General features: G+C 50.9%; 17 protein-coding genes. 7 read left to right on the forward strand and 10 right to left on the reverse strand.

Translation table 11 applies throughout. From position 1 onward, the window contains the following. Positions 1-9: 9 nt before the first annotated feature. The 7 genes from ABRZ28_RS10280 to rpsU form a co-directional block, all read right to left on the reverse strand. Entirely contained in the window at positions 10-1,380 is a 1,371-nt protein-coding gene (locus tag ABRZ28_RS10280; protein WP_330520204.1) for a TolC family protein, read from the reverse strand. Continuing rightward, complete coding sequence (locus ABRZ28_RS10285) at positions 1,381-3,318, reverse strand: MacB family efflux pump subunit (RefSeq protein WP_330520205.1); 1,938 nt, start codon at positions 3,316-3,318, stop codon at positions 1,381-1,383. After that, positions 3,315-4,490 (reverse strand): efflux RND transporter periplasmic adaptor subunit, encoded by a 1,176-nt coding sequence (locus ABRZ28_RS10290; RefSeq protein WP_330520206.1) that lies wholly within the window; start codon positions 4,488-4,490, stop codon positions 3,315-3,317. The genes ABRZ28_RS10285 and ABRZ28_RS10290 overlap by 4 nt, the downstream gene beginning before the upstream one ends. A 224-nt stretch (positions 4,491-4,714) precedes the next feature. Next, complete coding sequence (locus tag ABRZ28_RS10295) at positions 4,715-4,930, reverse strand: hypothetical protein (protein ID WP_330520207.1); 216 nt, start codon at positions 4,928-4,930, stop codon at positions 4,715-4,717. Positions 4,931-5,586: 656 nt separating this feature from the next. Further along, positions 5,587-7,422 carry an RNA polymerase sigma factor RpoD gene (gene rpoD / locus ABRZ28_RS10300; RefSeq protein WP_330520208.1) on the reverse strand — a complete coding sequence of 612 codons (1,836 nt, stop codon included), beginning with the start codon at positions 7,420-7,422 and terminating at the stop codon, positions 5,587-5,589. 156 nt (positions 7,423-7,578) lie between these two features. Continuing rightward, the gene (gene dnaG / locus ABRZ28_RS10305) at positions 7,579-9,333 is read right to left on the reverse strand and encodes a DNA primase (RefSeq protein WP_330520209.1); all 1,755 of its coding nucleotides are present in this window, start codon (positions 9,331-9,333) and stop codon (positions 7,579-7,581) included. Positions 9,334-9,471: 138 nt separating this feature from the next. Beyond that, positions 9,472-9,687 (reverse strand): 30S ribosomal protein S21, encoded by a 216-nt coding sequence (gene rpsU / locus ABRZ28_RS10310; RefSeq protein ID WP_001144069.1) that lies wholly within the window; start codon positions 9,685-9,687, stop codon positions 9,472-9,474. Positions 9,688-9,913: 226 nt separating this feature from the next. Here rpsU and tsaD point away from each other — a divergent pair, with 226 nt between their 5' ends. Further along, complete coding sequence (tsaD, locus tag ABRZ28_RS10315; protein ID WP_319604129.1) at positions 9,914-10,933, forward strand: tRNA (adenosine(37)-N6)-threonylcarbamoyltransferase complex transferase subunit TsaD; 1,020 nt, start codon at positions 9,914-9,916, stop codon at positions 10,931-10,933. 65 nt (positions 10,934-10,998) lie between these two features. Here the strand turns inward: tsaD and argR are convergent, their stop codons facing one another. Next, complete coding sequence (argR, locus tag ABRZ28_RS10320; RefSeq protein ID WP_319604130.1) at positions 10,999-11,469, reverse strand: transcriptional regulator ArgR; 471 nt, start codon at positions 11,467-11,469, stop codon at positions 10,999-11,001. Between the two features lie 474 nt (positions 11,470-11,943). Between argR and mdh the strand changes: the two genes are divergently transcribed. Beyond that, entirely contained in the window at positions 11,944-12,882 is a 939-nt protein-coding gene (mdh, locus tag ABRZ28_RS10325) for a malate dehydrogenase (protein WP_330520210.1), read from the forward strand. Positions 12,883-12,938: 56 nt separating this feature from the next. Here the strand turns inward: mdh and ABRZ28_RS10330 are convergent, their stop codons facing one another. Further along, positions 12,939-13,202 (reverse strand): helix-turn-helix domain-containing protein, encoded by a 264-nt coding sequence (locus ABRZ28_RS10330; protein WP_319604132.1) that lies wholly within the window; start codon positions 13,200-13,202, stop codon positions 12,939-12,941. Positions 13,203-13,389: 187 nt separating this feature from the next. Between ABRZ28_RS10330 and ABRZ28_RS10335 the strand changes: the two genes are divergently transcribed. Together ABRZ28_RS10335 and ABRZ28_RS10340 are read left to right on the forward strand one after the other, a co-directional pair. Beyond that, positions 13,390-13,776, forward strand: a complete 387-nt coding sequence (locus ABRZ28_RS10335) for a DNA-binding protein (RefSeq protein WP_319604133.1) — start codon at positions 13,390-13,392, stop codon at positions 13,774-13,776. Positions 13,777-14,050: 274 nt separating this feature from the next. After that, the gene (locus ABRZ28_RS10340; protein ID WP_319604134.1) at positions 14,051-14,431 is read left to right on the forward strand and encodes a DNA-binding protein; all 381 of its coding nucleotides are present in this window, start codon (positions 14,051-14,053) and stop codon (positions 14,429-14,431) included. An 11-nt stretch (positions 14,432-14,442) separates the two neighbouring features. On the opposite strand, the gene ispB is transcribed toward ABRZ28_RS10340, so the two are convergent. Further along, a complete protein-coding gene (gene ispB, locus ABRZ28_RS10345; RefSeq protein WP_319604135.1) occupies positions 14,443-15,414 on the reverse strand; it encodes an octaprenyl diphosphate synthase in 972 nt (323 codons plus the stop codon). Between the two features lie 260 nt (positions 15,415-15,674). Here ispB and rplU point away from each other — a divergent pair, with 260 nt between their 5' ends. The 3 genes from rplU to cgtA all read left to right on the forward strand — a co-directional run bounded on the left by rplU (position 15,675) and on the right by cgtA (position 17,802). After that, on the forward strand, positions 15,675-15,986 hold the full coding sequence (gene rplU, locus ABRZ28_RS10350) for a 50S ribosomal protein L21 (protein ID WP_048636291.1): 312 nt from the start codon (positions 15,675-15,677) through the stop codon (positions 15,984-15,986). Between the two features lie 19 nt (positions 15,987-16,005). Next, positions 16,006-16,263 carry a 50S ribosomal protein L27 gene (gene rpmA, locus ABRZ28_RS10355; RefSeq protein WP_009114475.1) on the forward strand — a complete coding sequence of 86 codons (258 nt, stop codon included), beginning with the start codon at positions 16,006-16,008 and terminating at the stop codon, positions 16,261-16,263. Positions 16,264-16,629: 366 nt separating this feature from the next. Continuing rightward, complete coding sequence (gene cgtA, locus ABRZ28_RS10360) at positions 16,630-17,802, forward strand: Obg family GTPase CgtA (protein ID WP_330520211.1); 1,173 nt, start codon at positions 16,630-16,632, stop codon at positions 17,800-17,802. Positions 17,803-17,911: the final 109 nt, after the last annotated feature.

The raw sequence follows: 17,911 nt of genomic DNA on the forward strand, positions 1-17,911 counted from the left end.
GCATGAGGTCTATTGGCAATCTCCTCCGCCCAACTCGAGGTAAATCCGTGCCAGATTTTGCAACTGTTCATAACGGTTACCATCCAACTCTACCTGCGCCATCCTCCTTGTTTCCTGCGCATCAAGCCAAAAGTTGATGGGGGCCGCTCCATTGCCATAGCGGATTTCATACATTCTTTCTGATTTTTGCGCCAGTACCAGCAACTGGTTCAGCAGTTTTTCCTGTTCCAATAGCCGGGTACGCAGCGTCAGGGCATTGTCTACATCGGCCATGGCTTCATATAGCGCCTGTTTGAAATCTATCACGCGTTGTTCATAGTCATTGCGGGCAATTTTTACATTGATGTTCATTTGACGCCATTGCAGGAAAGGCAACGTTAGCCCGGCGGCGGTTGAGGCCATGGGATTACTTAACAACCCCGCCAGGGAGTTGCTACTTGTGCCCAGAGCGACGGTTAAACTGAATGCCGGATATAACTGCGCCCGTTGCGTGTCGACATTAGCCAGGGCCTCCCGTAGCCGTAATTCCAGCGCTTTAATATCGGGTCTGCAAGACAGCACGCTAGCCGGAATGCCGGAATTGATTGGGGGAAGAGGCCCTGAGGGGAGATGTAAAGGGTTCACCACCTCACTTCCTGTTCTGGCTCCCAGTAGCACCGATTGCATATTCATTGTTTGTTTATGCTCATTTAATAGCGTGAGATGGCTATTTTCCTGGTTGGTGACGTTTTGCTCGGCGGCAATTATATCCAGCAAAGAGACATTGCCGGCGTGAAAGCGGGCGGTAACCAATCGCAGGGAATCTTTAGCATGGTCGATACTCTGTTGACTGACGGCGATTCGCTGATTAAGAAATGCAAGCTGCCAGTAATTGGTGCTGGCATTCGCCAGCAGGATGAGTCGGGCTTCATCCAGATCCTGCTCTGTGGCTTCACGCTCCCATACTGCGGCGTCCTGCTGGCGAGCCAATTTACCCCACAGATCCACCTCATAATTCACGCTGATAGTGGAAGTACTGCTCTTGGCCCAGGGGGAGGAATTCCGCAACCTTCTATTGCTGCCCGAACCAACCGAGCCGGTCACGATCGGTTCGTGTTTGATACCGGTCTGCTCTTCTATAAGCTGAGCCTGGTATACGCGTAGCGTCGCTAAGGCTAAATCGTTGTTTCTTGATACGACCAACTCCAACCATCGTTCCAGCATCGGATCATTGAAGTCGCGCCAGGAAAAGGGGACTGATTTACCGGTGGTACTGGCCTCCCGCCAGTGCGTCGGGTAATCAACCACCGGCGGCTGGTATTCGCTGCGCAATGTATTTCCGCATCCTGCGCTGATAATAACTGCGGTCGCCAAGCCTAGGTGGGGAATGATTTTCTTCATTTATTCTCTCGCCAATGATAGGACCGGATCCATCCGAGCGGCTTTGCGGGCGGGTAGATAGCCAAAAATCATGCCGATAAGGGTAGAGCAGAAAAAGGCGAAAACAGCGGTAGTCCAGGAGTCGATAGCTGTCAGCACGCCGCCCGACAGCGAGGTGAACAAGGGGCCGATAACCAGCGATAGGCCAATACCCAATATGCCGCCTATCAGGCAGACCAATACCGCCTCGATCATGAACTGTTGCATGATATCACTCCTGCGGGCGCCGACCGCCATGCGCACGCCGATTTCGTGGGTACGCTCGGTGACGGAAACCAGCATAATGTTCATCACGCCAATGCTGCCGATAAATAGCGAAATGGACGCCACCATCAAAATCAGCATGCGGAAAGTCATTGAAGTGTATTCCTGGGCTTTGCGGATTTGATCGAAATTGAACAGCCTGAAGTCCCTGGCGCCGTGACGCTGTATCAATAACTGACTGATGGCGCTGGCGGCCGCTTCACTGGATACGTTGTCTTTAAGTTGCAGGCTGATACTGTTGAGAGAAGACTGGTTCAATATGCGCCGCATCACGGTGGTATAGGGCACCCAGACATTGAGGATGTTCGGTGCAACATTGTTGTTGTTATGAGCTATACCAATAATTCTTGCCGGCACGGCCCCCAAAAAAACCACCTGGCCTAGCGGACTGCCCTGATAATCGCCAAAAAGGGCTTTAACAACATTACTCTCGATAATGACGACTTGCTGTGCATCAAGATCATTATAGAAATTGGCGCCTTCGATAAGGCTGATCCCCCGTATGTGAAAATAGTCGCGGCCTACGCCATTGATCGAGGCGTTGGCCGATTTGCTCTGGAAACGGATCGATGCTGAGGCGGTAATTTCGGGACTGACGCTATCGACAAAACTCTGGCTAATCAACGCATCGGCATCGGCAGGTATCAATGTTCGAAAGCTTTTGTTATCAGTAGAATAATTCCCTCCTGGATAAATGGTGATCAGATTGGAGCCAAGGCCCATGATATATTGCAATGTGCGCTGCCGGGCACCTTCACCCAGCGCGACAACCGTCGCTACGGACGCGATGCCGAAGACGATGCCAATCATGGTCAACACTGTTCGCAGCCGGTGAGCGTTCATGGTTTTTAAGGCCATCCGCAGCGACTCCCGCGTGCGGTCAAGCAAGCCGCGCCAGTAGCATTGCCTCGCGCTGCGCGGGCGTAAATCCTGTTCTTGGACGGGCGGGATCTTTTGGCCGCTGTCGGCCATTATTTCACCGTCTTGAAGTTCAATGATACGTCGGGCGTGTTGGGCGACCGCCATATCGTGAGTGACGATGATAACGGTATGCCCGCGCTGGTTGAGGCTGGAAAGAATTTTCAGCACCTCTTGCCCGGCGTGGGAATCAAGCGCGCCGGTGGGTTCGTCCGCCAGGATAATTTCCCCGCCGTTAATCAGGGCGCGGGCAATGCTCACTCGCTGCTGCTGACCACCGGAAAGCTCGCCCGGCTTATGGTGCTCATAGCCCGCCAAACCCAATTGACCCAACAGTTGGGTGGCGCGCATGCGGCGTTCCCTGCGGTCAACGCCAGCGTAAATAGCCGGGATTTCCACGTTATCCAACGCATTAGTATCGGGCATCAGGTGATAGCGTTGAAAAATAAAGCCAATATGATCGCGGCGCATGCGTGCCAGTTCGTCCGGGGAAAGGAGGGCGGGATTCTGGCCCCCAATGAAATAGTCTCCGCTGTCGGGCACATCCAGACACCCCATAATATTCAGCAGCGTCGATTTTCCGGAGCCGGACGCACCGATTATCGCCACCATCTCACCGGGAGCAATGACCAGATTTATTTTTTTTAGCACTTTTGATTGCTGGCCGCCGTTGGCATACGTGCGGCTAACATTGTGCAATTCGATGATAGAATTCACGGAATAACCGCCGCCTGGCCGTTTAGTGGGGACAACACAATGCGATCACCCGGACTCAGGCCTTTCAATACCTGTACATCAATGTTATTGGTAATGCCGGTAGCGATCGCGCGCGTATGCGGTTTATTGTCCGAGCCAATGATAAGGACTTCCTGTCTATCGCCCGTTTTTTTTATCACCGCCTGCAATGGGATCAACGGCGTATCCCTGGCCTCGGCTCTGAGCAATGACACCTGCGCCGTCATGGCAATACGGAATTTGTTTTCGGAATTCGGTACGTCTAATAGCGCGTTGTAGTATATCGAGGCGTTATCGTTGCCGCCGCTGAAAGAAGTACCGCTGCCGGAAAATGCATCATCCTGCATGACCGACTCTGGTGCCAGTTCGATGCTGCGTAGCGTCGCATCGTAACGTTTTCCCGGCTCTGAGAAAATGGTGAAATAGGCTTTCTGGCCTACGGCGACATGGGTGATATCCGCCTCGGATATTTGCGCCTTGATATTCATGACATCCAGACGGGCCAGTTTAACGATAGTCGGAGCGCTTTGATTTGCATTCACCGTCTGACCCTGCCGGGTAATGACGGCAATGACTGTGCCGTTCATCGGCGCCAGAATCTTGGTATAACTGAGGTCGACTTTCTTTTTATCTACTTCGATTTGCGCCTGGATAATACGAGCGCGCAACGCGAGCAGATCGGCTCGTGTGGTAGCGAGCATGGCCTCCGCATTTTCATAATCCTGTTGCGAACTGGCCTCACTGCTCAGCATCCTTTTCTGGCGGTTGAATTCGGCTTCAGCCTGTTTAAGCGTTGCCTGGCGAGCCAGATATTCGGCTTTGACTACATTTAACGCGGCCTCTGCGTTGCGCAAATCGTTGCGCTGCGGCAGGTCGTCGATCTCGGCGATGAGTTGGCCTTTTTGTACGCTATCTCCAACTTCGACTTTCAGTGATTTTACCTGACCCGAAACCTGCGCTCCGACATTGACACGCTCTATGGCATCCAATTTACCCGCGGCCACGACGACATTTTCAATATCCCCGCTACGGACGGTTGCAGTGATATATGTTAAAGGCGCCGGACGCGGCCAAAAATAGAGTATTAAAGCTATAGCGATGAAAACCGCACTCACTAGTGTAATACGGAACCGAGGATGTTGGGGAAAATGCATATTATGATATACCCAGATACTTATAACATTTATTGATATCTCCCAGGCGCTTCGATCCTATCTTTTATTATCCGAAGTTGTACGTTTACCACGACCTTCGATAAACCTTGATTGCCCGCGAGCACCTATTTCCAGCATTTTCCAGGATGCTCATCCTGTCTGTGCAATGAGAAAGGAAAAGCGACACTTCCATGAACGGAAATAATATAGAAAATTGACAATCATCACGCGTTGGCGGCATGATGCGGCGTTATACTTTCCGGTGCAGGGATGGCAATCGGGACGGTCTGAGCCAGAACATCAAGCACATACGGTGCGTCGTCCAAAGAGCAAAGGATGCCGTAGACACGAAGGTCAACAGTGGACGGAACCAAGCGAATAACCATAAAGCCGTAGTTTCTCAGCGAATTGCTAACAGAACTCAGATGCGTCTCTTTCACCGCAGGCACCTCTAGCTTTAGGCTGTCTCCACATAGGAGAAATGCCCACCGGTATCAGCGCATTAGTGGTTAAACCCACTACCGCTGGCGGACTCGTCTCGTTGGGTGTCGCCATGCTGATTGGTCATCCTCTCTAGACAAGACAATTACCGTGAAGTTCTATCAATAATAAATCCATTTTCTACCATTACTTCAGTAATAAAAGTCTTTCTTGCTCAGAACATAAGGAATCCCGAATAGGTTCATTAAATAGTAGTTATCTTATGTATTGATAATATTAATACCTTCCCCAAACTCCATCTATAATTTTGCGTATGGATTTTAGCTGACACATTTTTGTTAAAAGTTTTGCACATAAACGCAATAGATAATACCTATTAAACTGAGAGTATTTTGTCGATGGGGTTATGTATTATGATCCTATCCAAGAATAGTGGAGAGGCTGTTAAGTGAGTAAAATCGTTAACAAGGTGATCTATGACACAAACAAAATCCGTGAAGAAAATATCCCGAAATCAGTACACGTCGTCAGGACGTTGCGCAATGGCTGCTAAAACGGCGGAAGGTTTTAAACGTCATGAGCCGGCGGCGACAAATAGATAAAAAATAACCCCGGTAATCCGGGGTTATTTCAGAGACATCATACCGCTAACGAATTAGTCGTCCAGGAAGCTGCGCAACACTTCAGAACGGCTTGGGTGACGCAGTTTACGCAACGCTTTCGCTTCGATCTGACGAATACGTTCACGGGTAACGTCAAACTGCTTACCGACTTCCTCCAGCGTATGGTCGGTATTCATATCAATACCGAAGCGCATACGCAGAACTTTCGCTTCACGCGCGGTCAGACCGGCCAACACATCGTGCGTCGCCGAACGCAGGCTTTCCGATGTGGCGGAATCCAGCGGCAGCTCCAGCGTGGTGTCCTCGATAAAATCGCCCAGATGCGAATCTTCGTCATCGCCAATCGGCGTTTCCATCGAAATGGGCTCTTTGGCGATCTTCAGCACCTTGCGGATTTTATCTTCCGGCATCAGCATGCGTTCAGCCAGTTCTTCCGGCGTTGGCTCACGGCCCATTTCCTGCAACATCTGACGGGAAATACGATTGAGTTTGTTGATGGTCTCAATCATATGCACCGGAATACGGATGGTGCGCGCCTGGTCGGCGATGGAACGGGTAATGGCCTGACGGATCCACCAGGTGGCATAGGTCGAGAACTTATAGCCGCGGCGATATTCAAACTTATCCACCGCTTTCATCAGACCGATGTTCCCTTCCTGAATCAGATCGAGGAACTGCAAGCCGCGGTTGGTGTATTTCTTGGCGATGGAAATAACCAGACGCAAGTTCGCTTCAACCATCTCTTTTTTCGCCCGACGTGCTTTCGCCTCGCCGATCGACATGCGACGGTTGATGTCTTTGACCTGTTCAATGGTTAAACCGGTTTCTTCTTCAATCTGATGCAGCTTTTGCAGGCTGCGCTTCACGTCTTCTTCCACGACGCTCAGCTTTTCAGACCAGGGCTTAGCCATGGCGACGGCGGCAACAAACCAGGAGTCATTGGTTTCATTGCCGGCGAACAGGGTGACGAAGTTTTTCTTCGGCATTTTGCACTGTTCAACGCACAGCTTCATGATCAGACGTTCCTGGGTACGCACGCGGTCCATCATTGAACGCATGCTGTTAACCAGGAAATCGAACTGTTTCGGCACCAGACGGAACTGTTTGAAGACTTCAGACAGATTCAGAATTTCCTGCGCCGATTTAGCGTGGCTGCGTCCGTTGGCCTTAATGACCTGACGCGTCATTTCATATTGATCGCGCAATTCAGCGAATTTCTGACGAGCCAGTTCAGGGTCGATGCTGTTGTCGTCATCGCTATCGTCGTCGTCGTCATCATCGTCGTCGTCATCCAGCTCTTCAGTGGAGAGCTCAGAACCGACATGGGTGGCCGTTGGCGCGATATCTTCTTCCGCATTGGGATCGACAAATCCGGTGATCAGATCGGACAGGCGGCTTTCGCCGGCCTCGACGCGATCGTACTGCTCCAGCAGATAGGTGATCGCTTCCGGATACTCGGCAACGGAACATTGAACCTGATTGATACCGTCTTCGATACGCTTGGCAATATCGATCTCGCCTTCACGCGTTAGCAATTCAACGGTACCCATTTCACGCATGTACATGCGAACCGGATCGGTGGTGCGGCCGATTTCTGATTCAACGCTGGATAACACCTGAGCAGCAGCCTCTGCCGCGTCTTCATCCGCGTCATTGGTATTTTCTGCCAGCAACAGATCATCTGCATCAGGTGCTTCTTCCATCACCTGGATGCCCATGTCATTAATCATCTGGATGATGTCTTCGATCTGGTCGGAGTCGATGATATCTTCCGGCAGATGGTCATTGACCTCAGCATAGGTCAGGTAGCCTTGCTCCTTACCACGGGTGACAAGTAGCTTTAGCTGTGACTGCGGGTTTTGCTCCATAAGACGGTATCCACACTTCAGAGTATTTGGGTTGGTGTTGGTCGGCGTCATTCGCCAACAATAACATTAGGGCTTTTTTTCTAATCGCCGCGGACCCTGTAGCGGCTCTTGGCAAGGCTTTACCCTGCTATTTTATCGGCAATTAAGCCTTGTTAATCAGTTTTTTCTGGTTAAAGCCAGTTGCAATGACCAAAGCTCTTTTTTCTCTTTGGCGTTAAGCCCGTGCGTTCTTTCGCGGGCGATTAAAGTTTCCTGTCTTTGACTCAACAGTTGATCATAGAGTTCCGCCAGGCTTATTCTAAATTTCTCGTCCAGCTCGTCCTCTTCAATCATATGGTTCCATGAAGCCATGGTTTCAAGCTGTTTGCGGTATTTACTGTCGCGATATTTTTCAAGCAGCAGACCCATGTTCATTCCGGGGCTGGCGTTACAGGTTTTTACCAGATCGCGAAACAGCGTTAAGCCGGCTACTTTGCTTTCATCAATGTCTTCTAGCGCCAGTTCAGGCACTTCCGCCGAAAGCCTCGGATTCTGAACTAATAGCCCTATAAGTATACGCATAGTTGTGACTTTTAGCTGGGGCGGCTGGTAGGGAAGAGCATGTTCGGCCACTTTCGGCAGCAGCCTGTCAAGCTGGCTGTCGTCCAGAATCCCCAGTTTATTGCCCAGCTGCTGGCGCAAATATAAGCGTAACGTTTCACCTGGAACCTGACCGATCAAGGGCAGCGCCAGCGTGCTGAGCTTCGCTCGACCGTCGGGCGAGCTCATATCTACCTGTTGTTGCAAGGTTTCAAACAGAAACTGAGACAGCGGTAAAGCCTGTTCCATTTGCTGTTCGAAGCTTTCTTTACCTATTTTACGAACCAGCGTGTCGGGATCTTCGCCATCAGGCAAAAACATGAAGCGCAGTTGCCGACCATCGTTTAAATAGGGTAGCGCAGTTTCAAGCGCTCGCCATGCCGCCTCTCGCCCGGCGCGGTCGCCGTCATAACAGCAGACGACCTGGTCGGTGGCGCGAAACAGCAACTGAATATGGTCGGCCGTCGTGGAGGTTCCCAGCGACGCAACCGCATAATCAATACCAAACTGCGCCAGGGCAACCACATCCATATACCCTTCAACAACCAGCAACCGCTTCAGTTCAGGATGGTTGCGCTGCGCTTCATACAGGCCATAGAGCTGGCGGCCTTTATGAAAAATTTCCGTTTCCGGCGAGTTCAGATACTTCGGCACGCCGTCGCCTAATACCCGTCCGCCAAAGGCAATCACCCGTCCCCGCTTATCACGGATAGGGAACATGACGCGTTCGCGAAAACGGTCGTATGTACGCCCTTGTTCGTTAGTCACCAGCATGCCCGCATCGTTCAATGTGCTGCGGTCATCATTGTTGCGTCCGAAGCGCTTTAAGGCGTTATCCCAGCCGGCGGGTGCGAAGCCAATGGCAAAATGGCTAATCACTTCGGCGCTCAGCCCGCGCTGTTGCAGGTAATGCAACGCCTGCGAGCCGATAGACTGACTCAGCGCCTGCTGATAGAACTCGCTCAGTTGCCCCATCAACTCATACAAACTTTGTCGTTGATGACGCTCAAGCTGGGTTGGGCCGGTGCCGGTTTCATAGGGTACTTCAAGGCCATATGCGGCGGCTAATTCTTCAATACTTTCAACGAATTCAAGACGATCATAATTCATTAGAAAGTCGATGGCGTTGCCATGAGCGCCACAGCCGAAACAGTGATAGAACTGCTTATCGCCGTTTACGGTAAATGAGGGGGTTTTTTCGTGGTGGAACGGGCAGCACGCGTGATAATTCTTGCCCTGCTTTTTCAGTTTGACACGCGCATCAATGAGATCGACGATGTCGGTGCGAGCCAGCAGATCATTAATAAATACGCGTGGAATTCGTCCAGCCATAAGCCCCTGTTTCTTAACTTATAAACGATAGCTTATAAACGACAGCAAGCCGCGCATTCCTTTCGGAAGCACGGCCTTCGTATGCAACTACTTAAGTCTGCGGATTAATCACGCGGTGGAGGTAAAACCTCCTGAAAATTAATACAGACGAGTGCGGCGTGCGTTTTCTCGAGCCAATTTCTTCGCGTGACGTTTTACCGCAGACGCTTTAGCGCGCTTACGTTCGGTAGTCGGTTTTTCATAAAACTCACGACGACGAACTTCAGCCAGAACACCTGCTTTTTCGCAGGAACGCTTGAAGCGACGCAGAGCTACGTCGAACGGCTCGTTTTCACGTACTTTAATTACCGGCATGTGCCTCTCACCTCAATAAATTCGGTTTGCCGCTGGCCTTGTGCCAGCCTTTTCAAAATGGTGCGGAATTCTACTGCAAACAGGGCGCCCTTGTAAAGGGCCGGGCGATCATAAAACACTCAACCTCCGCCAGCGCAGAAACCGGGATGCTTATGGTAGACTATCCGCCGCATGAAGCAAGCTGCATTCAGCCCGAGCTTGTACCGTAATAAAAGTAGGAACAGCAATGCGCGTATTGGGTATCGAAACATCCTGTGATGAAACCGGAATTGCCATTTATGACACTCAGGCCGGTTTGGTCGCTAATCAGTTATACAGCCAGATAAAACTCCATGCCGATTATGGCGGTGTCGTTCCTGAGCTGGCTTCCCGCGATCACGTGCGTAAAACCGTGCCGTTGATTCAGGCGGCGCTGCGCGAAGCCGATTTAAACGCCGGCGATATTGACGGCGTCGCCTATACCTCCGGTCCCGGTCTGGTGGGGGCGCTATTGGTCGGCGCCACCGTCGGGCGAGCATTGGCGTTTGCCTGGAATGTTCCGGCTGTTGCGGTGCATCACATGGAGGGGCATCTGCTGGCGCCGATGCTGGAAGAGCATCCTCCCGCATTCCCTTTCGTCGCGTTGCTGGTTTCCGGCGGCCATACGCAGTTGATCAGCGTAACCGGTATCGGCGAGTATCGGTTGCTTGGCGAGTCCATTGATGATGCCGCGGGGGAGGCGTTTGATAAAACGGCCAAACTACTGGGGCTGGATTACCCAGGCGGGCCGATGCTGTCGAAAATGGCTCAGGGCGGCGACGCCGCGCGCTTTACCTTTCCGCGTCCTATGACCGATCGCCCGGGACTGGATTTCAGTTTTTCCGGTCTGAAAACGTTCGCCGCCAATACGATCCGCAATAATGGCGATGACGAACAAACCCGGGCGGATATTGCGCGCGCTTTTGAGGATGCCGTCGTGGATACGCTGGCGATTAAATGTCGTCGCGCGCTGGACGAAACCGGTTTTGACAGGCTGGTTATGGCGGGAGGGGTCAGCGCTAATCGTACGTTGCGCCAGCGTCTGGGCGAGATGATGACGAAACGTGGAGGGAGCGTATTCTATGCCCGGCCTGAGTTTTGTACCGACAATGGCGCGATGATTGCCTATGCGGGCGCCATTCGCCTGCAACAAGGGGTGACCGAGGATCTCGGCGTGAGGGTGAGACCGCGTTGGCCACTGGCTGAGTTACCCGCTATCGGAGAGTAATCAGCCGAAATGCGGGGGCGACCGCCGAGATGCGACGTCGGAACGGTACTGGCTGGCCGTTGCCGTTAAAGCTCTTGTTCAAACAGCACCAAAATGGCTTCATAGAGCTGTTTGACGCTGAATCCTCTGGCGGGCGTGGTGAAGATGGTGTCGTCGCCGGCGATGGTGCCCAGAATGCCTTCCGACTTGCCCAGAGAGTCAAGCAAGCGCGCGATAAGCTGAGCTGCGCCTGGGCTGGTATGGATAACCACGACGGCGTCATTAAAATCGACGTCCAGCACCAGATTTTTGAGCGGACTGGTGGTGGTGGGGACGCCAAGTTCCGCCGGCAGGCAGTAAACCATTTCCATTTTGGCGTTGCGCGTCCGCACGGCGCCAAATTTGGTCAGCATGCGCGAGACTTTGGACTGATTGATGTTTTCAAATCCATCGTCTTGCAAAGCTTGAACAATTTCGCTTTGAGAGCTGAATTTTTCTTCTTTCAGCAGCGCTTTGAACGCTCTGACCAAATCTTCTTGTTTTGTCGAATTACGCATTCTGCACCGATTTAATGGTTTATTGGCTTTATTATGATTATGCAGATGAGTGAATTTTTATGCAACCAATATGCGTATATCATCGTCGGCTGTGGTTTCCGGCCGGATTCAAAAGCGCAGCCGAAAGTGGTAAGGCAAGCCGCGAAGTCTGAAAAATGCGTTACAAGTCACATAAAGGTGAATTAAATGTTATCAAAATGATGTTGTTCATATAATGATAATGCATACACAGCGGCGCTTTGGTTTACTGTCCATAACCGAGCGTGACGTTATTAGCCTGTAGCCTACTAACTTTACTTACCTTTCTAATTAATAGCCGCTTATGGTTTATTATTATAGACATAGGGTATTCCCGGTCTTTAAGTCATATCCACTGGCGGTAAGCGAATACGCTTTATTTTTTTCTCTTGTGTTAATTCTTTGATTAAACGAATTCGCGGCATTCTTGTACTTTACGATAATAAGGAGTTTAGGATGAAAGTAGCAGTTCTTGGAGCAGCCGGCGGTATTGGTCAGGCCCTTGCTCTCCTCCTCAAAACCCAGCTTCCTTCTGGTTCAGAATTATCTCTTTACGATATCGCGCCGGTAACGCCGGGCGTAGCGGTCGATCTGAGCCATATTCCCACCGCAGTAAAAACCAAAGGTTACTGTGGCCCTGATGCAACGCCTGCGCTGGTAGGCGCGGATATCGTGCTGATATCCGCCGGCGTAGCCCGTAAACCGGGTATGGACCGTTCTGATTTGTTTAATGTTAATGCAGGGATCGTCCGTAATTTGGTTGAGCAAATTGCCAGCACCTGTCCAAAGGCTTGTATCGGTATTATCACCAATCCCGTCAATACGACAGTCGCTATTGCGGCCGAAGTGCTTAAGAAAGCCGGCGTTTACGATAAAAACAAACTGTTCGGCGTGACCACGCTGGACATTATCCGCTCCAATACTTTTGTTGCCGAACTTAAAGGCAAGCAGCCGGAAGAGATCAACGTACCGGTTATCGGTGGACACTCCGGCGTGACTATCCTGCCATTGTTGTCACAGATTCCGGGCGTCAGCTTCAGCGATCGGGAAGTCGCCGATTTGACGAAACGCATCCAGAATGCGGGGACTGAAGTAGTGGAAGCGAAGGCCGGCGGCGGATCGGCAACCTTATCGATGGGCCAGGCGGCCGCGCAGTTCGGCCTGTCATTAACGCGCGCGTTGCAGGGTGACGACGGCGTGGTTGAATGCGCCTATGTCGAGAGTGATGGTCAATACGCCCGATTCTTTGCGCAACCGGTGCTGTTGGGTAAAAATGGCATTGTCGAACGTAAAGACATCGGTAAGTTGAGCGAGTTTGAACAAGAAGCGCTCAAAAATATGTTGGAAACGTTGAATCAGGACATCGAGTTAGGCGAGGCTTTCATTAAAGGCTAATCAACGTCCCTGTTTCCGTTACCACACAGCCGGAGATTGATCTCCGGCTTTTCTTTTTACTGGGGCCGGATCAGCTTTTTTCTATCAATAAGCTGGTTGGTTTCCGGATCATAATACCGGCTAGGCCAGATCTCGGCTGGATGGATATTCAGCGCATCGGCGATCAGCCATTCCCCTTTAGGCCAGGGACGCGAAAGGGCATTCGCCAGGGTTGACGAGCTTAATCCGGCCGCGCGGGATACCGCTGCCAGCGTTGTGCCTTTTTTGCGCAGAGCTGCGATGATATCAGCGGGATGCCAGTCATGTTTCCTTAGAGTCATAATCCTTCCCTTATTGCTATAAGACGACTGTGTATTAGTGGTATAAATAACGTGTGTTAGTTATATGCCAAGCTAATATGATATGAATATTTGGAAATAATATAGCATCAATTTTCTAAAAATTTCTCAATTATTATTCCTAATAAATTCGTTTTTGTTAGGAATGGCACTATCAGGATGAAAGGCTATGAAAAAAGAGTGGTTTGCTACCAATGAACTGGTCGGCGTTGGCGGGCTTCCCAAATCAAGACAGGGATTAAACAAGCGCGCCCGTGAAGATGGATGGGAAAGGCGACGTCGTCGAGGCGTCCAGGGACGAGGCGTGGAATACTCGATTCATAGCCTTCCCGACGTGGTAAAACAATCGTTATCACTGGAAGATGACTCCCCGTCATATGCGGAAATACCGCCCGGCACACTGGCCGTTTGGGTGCGGATATATGAGCAACTATCTGAAATGGAAAGAGATAAACTTATCGCCCATATTCTGCGGGTCGGCGTATCGACTACGCTGAATCAACTGGGTATAACCTCCTCTGGTGAGCAGGTCGATCCGACGGCGATCGCCGAGTAAAACGTATTACGCCATCAGCCCTGCACGGGAAGATGGCTTCAACGCTTGTTTGCCCATTACTGTCCTTTCTTTTCGCGCCGCATCTCGCCCATCTATTTTCTCTTCACTTTGATATCTATAGATATATTTGCGGAATATTGATTTTTTTTCCTATCCTTTAGTGGTATTAATAACGCGTAGATGTTAAATGTTTAGGTAACGGTAGTCCACTATAGGGAAACAGTTTGATGAAAGTCGATGTTGCCCTCTCAGAGTAAGCAAGGGAGTGAAACGTATGAGTAAAGAATGGTTTGCCACCCAGGAATTGATCGGTCTCGACGGGTTGCCTAAATCACCGCAAGGATTAAACAAACGCGCCCGCGATGACGGCTGGGAACGACGCAGACGAAAGGGCGTTCAAGGACGCGGCGTCGAATATTCGATTCACAGCTTACCCGATGAAGCAAGAGAACAGCTCATGATAAGAGAAGGGGTGCCTGAATATCTGGTGAAAAAAGAGCCAGTCTTGCTGGCTTCCTGGATACACATTTTCCATCAACTCTCGGAAAACGAACAATCACGGCTGATAAACTTCATCCTGCGCGAAGGCACCGTTGCGATGTTGTCTCGTTTGGATAATCCCGCGGATGACGGACGCCGTAACGGTTCATCGTGAAGCGCGCGTCGCTAGAAATCACGCTGTACCGCAATATGCGCGAGACCTTCAAGCGCTTTGCGGAATGGGGTGTCCTGTAAGGGCTGTAGCGCGGCAATCGCTTTATCCGCCTCTTCTTCCGCGCGTTTACGCGTGTAGTCGAGCGAACCGCATTGCTGCATGGCGACAAGAACGGGGTCAAGCAGGTGACGTCCGTTGCCTTCTTCTATTGCCTGACGAATCATGGCGCTCTGTTTGGCATTACCGTGATGCATCGCGTGTAGCAAAGGCAGCGTGGGTTTGCCTTCATTAAGATCATCGCCGGTATTTTTACCCAGCGTTTTACCGTCCGCGCTGTAATCCAGCAAATCGTCGATAAGCTGAAAAGCCGTTCCCAGATAACGACCGTAGTCCTGCAATGCTTTTTCCTGTTCAGGCGTCGCGCCCGCCAAAATCGCCGATGATTGGGCGGCGGCCTCGAACAGGCGAGCGGTTTTGCTGTAAATCACGCGCATGTAGCTTTCTTCGGTAATGTCGGGATCGTTACAGTTCATCAACTGCAAGACTTCCCCTTCAGCAATCACATTCACGGCTTCGGACATCAGCGCCAGCACGCGCAGCGATTCCAGACTGGTCATCATCTGGAATGCGCGGGTATAGATAAAATCGCCGACCAGTACGCTGGCCGCATTACCGAAAGCGGCATTGGCGGTGGCTTTGCCGCGCCGCATATCCGACTCATCGACGACGTCATCGTGCAACAAGGTGGCGGTATGAATAAATTCAATCAATGCCGCCACGGTGACGTGTTTGTGTCCTTCATAAGCCAGCGCTCGTGCCGCAAGCACCGCGATCATCGGTCTGATGCGTTTGCCGCCGCCGCTGATGATATAATGGCCGAGCTGATTAATGAGAACGACATCAGAGTCCAGTTGTTCAATAATTACCTTATTAACGGCCGTCATATCCCGGGCGGTTAACGATGTGATTTGTTCTAGATTCATGGTTTGTGCCAGCTGATTTCTTCAACATCGCCGTAAGATTGCTGTCTCATATCGGCATATGATGGAATTTGTTGAGTTGATTGTACTGGAAAAATGAGAGAGATAAACGGCAGTTAATACGTTGTATTCTTTTTCTGCACATCCTTCGATTCTGCACTTGTCATCCTCGGGTTTTTTGCGTAGAATTCGCGCCCTATTGTGAATATTTATAGCGCACTCTGGATAATCATACGTTGAGTGCGCGGAAAGCGGAGTTTTATATGTACGCGGTTTTCCAAAGTGGTGGTAAACAACACCGAGTAAGCGAAGGTCAAACCGTTCGCTTGGAAAAGCTGGACATCGCAACTGGTGAAGCTATTGAGTTTGATCAGGTTCTGATGATTGCCAATGGTGAAGAGATCAAAATCGGCGTTCCTTTCGTCGATGGCGGTAAAATTAAAGCTGAAGTTGTTGCTCACGGTCGTGGCGAGAAAGTTAAGATTGTTAAGTTTCGTCGTCGTAAACACTACCGTAAGCAAGCAGGCCACCGTCAGTGGTTCACTGACGTGAAAATCACCGGCATCAGCGCTTAAGATTTAGGAGAGCGGATAAATGGCACACAAGAAAGCTGGCGGTTCGACTCGTAACGGTCGTGACTCAGAAAGCAAACGTCTGGGCGTAAAACGTTTCGGCGGCGAAGCAGTATTGGCGGGCAGCATCATCGTTCGTCAGCGCGGAACCAAATTCCATGCTGGCAGCAACGTAGGTTGCGGGAAAGACCATACTCTGTTCGCTTTGTCTGACGGTAAAGTTCAGTTCGAAGTTAAAGGTCCTAAAAACCGTAAATATATCAGCATCGTTGCTGAATAATTTCTCGCGTTAGGCCTTACAGATTTAAGCCCTGCAATTCGTTGCGGGGCTTTTTATATTCTGGAACGCCCGGTAAGCAGATAGCCTGAGCGGAATATGAAAACAAAACGATGGTCGCCCGCAGTGATGATGGGTAGTGCTGTTTTGATATTCCATTTATACTGTTTATTTTTAGTACAGATGAAAATATTGAGGGAAGCGGGTACAATCCGCCCCTTTGCCGGAAATAGGTTCTGGTGCGTCGGTTTTTAATGGTTGATGGCTGCGAGGCTGTATGCCTTAAAATCAAAAAGTTACGCCAAAAAGAACCAATAAATAGCCTAAAACAAGTAGATGTTCTCTATTGGTTTTTTGCGGAGAGAGTCAATGAAGTTTGTAGATGAAGCCACAATTCTGGTTGTGGCGGGCGATGGCGGTAATGGCTGCGTTAGCTTCCGTCGTGAAAAATATATTCCCAATGGCGGTCCTGACGGCGGCGACGGCGGCGACGGCGGCGACGTTTATTTGCTGGCCGATGAAAACCTGAACACGCTGATTGACTACCGTTTTGAAAAATCCTTCCGGGCTGAACGCGGACAAAATGGTCAGAGCCGCGACTGTACGGGAAAACGGGGTAAAGACATTACGATCAAAGTGCCTGTCGGCACCCGTGTTCTGGATAAAGGAACCGGCGAAGTGCTGGGGGATATGACTCGTCACCAGCAGAAGCTGATGGTCGCCAAAGGCGGCTGGCACGGGCTGGGGAACTCACGGTTCAAGTCTTCAGTCAATCGGGCTCCTCGGCAGAAAACCGACGGTACGCCGGGCGAAGAACGCGAATTGATGCTGGAACTGCTGCTGCTGGCCGATGTCGGTATGCTGGGGCTGCCTAATGCCGGTAAATCTACCTTTATCCGCGCTGTTTCAGCGGCGAAGCCGAAAGTAGCGGACTATCCTTTTACCACGTTGGTGCCAAGCCTCGGGGTTGTCCGCATGGACAGCGAACAAAGCTTTGTCGTCGCCGACATTCCGGGATTGATTGAGGGCGCTTCTGACGGCGCAGGTTTGGGGATTCGTTTCCTTAAACATCTGGAACGTTGCCGGGTATTGCTGCATCTTATTGATTTAGCGCCAATTGACGAGTCCGATCCGATAGAAAACGCCAAAGTGATCGTCAATGAATTACAGCAATACAGTGCGACGTTATCGGAAAAACCGCGCTGGCTGGTATTCAACAAGGTTGATTTGCTCGACAAAGCCGAAGCGGAAAAACGCGCCAAAGACATTGCGGCGGCATTGGGTTGGGAAGAGAAATACTACCTGATTTCAGCGGCGAATCGCGAAGGGGTGAATGCGCTGTGCTGGGATGTGATGAACTTCCTGAAAGTACAACCCAAAGCGATGGCGATCGAAGAAAGCGTGCCGGAGAAAGTCGAGTTCATGTGGGATGACTATCACCGTGAGCAACTGGCGACGGCGGAAAATGAAGCCGAGGAAGAGTGGGATGATGATTGGGACGACGAAGATGAAGAGGGCGTCGAAACCATCTATCAGCATTGATAATGCGCCGTCAGCCGGCTGATGGCGCCATTCATCGCAGATCTTCTTACGTTCAAACCGTCGTCATCGGCCATCCCCGCCGTTGTCGGCGGGAAACAGATGCCAGCAT

The organism is Brenneria sp. g21c3, from assembly GCF_040240345.1.
GTDB lineage: Bacteria > Pseudomonadota > Gammaproteobacteria > Enterobacterales > Enterobacteriaceae > Brenneria.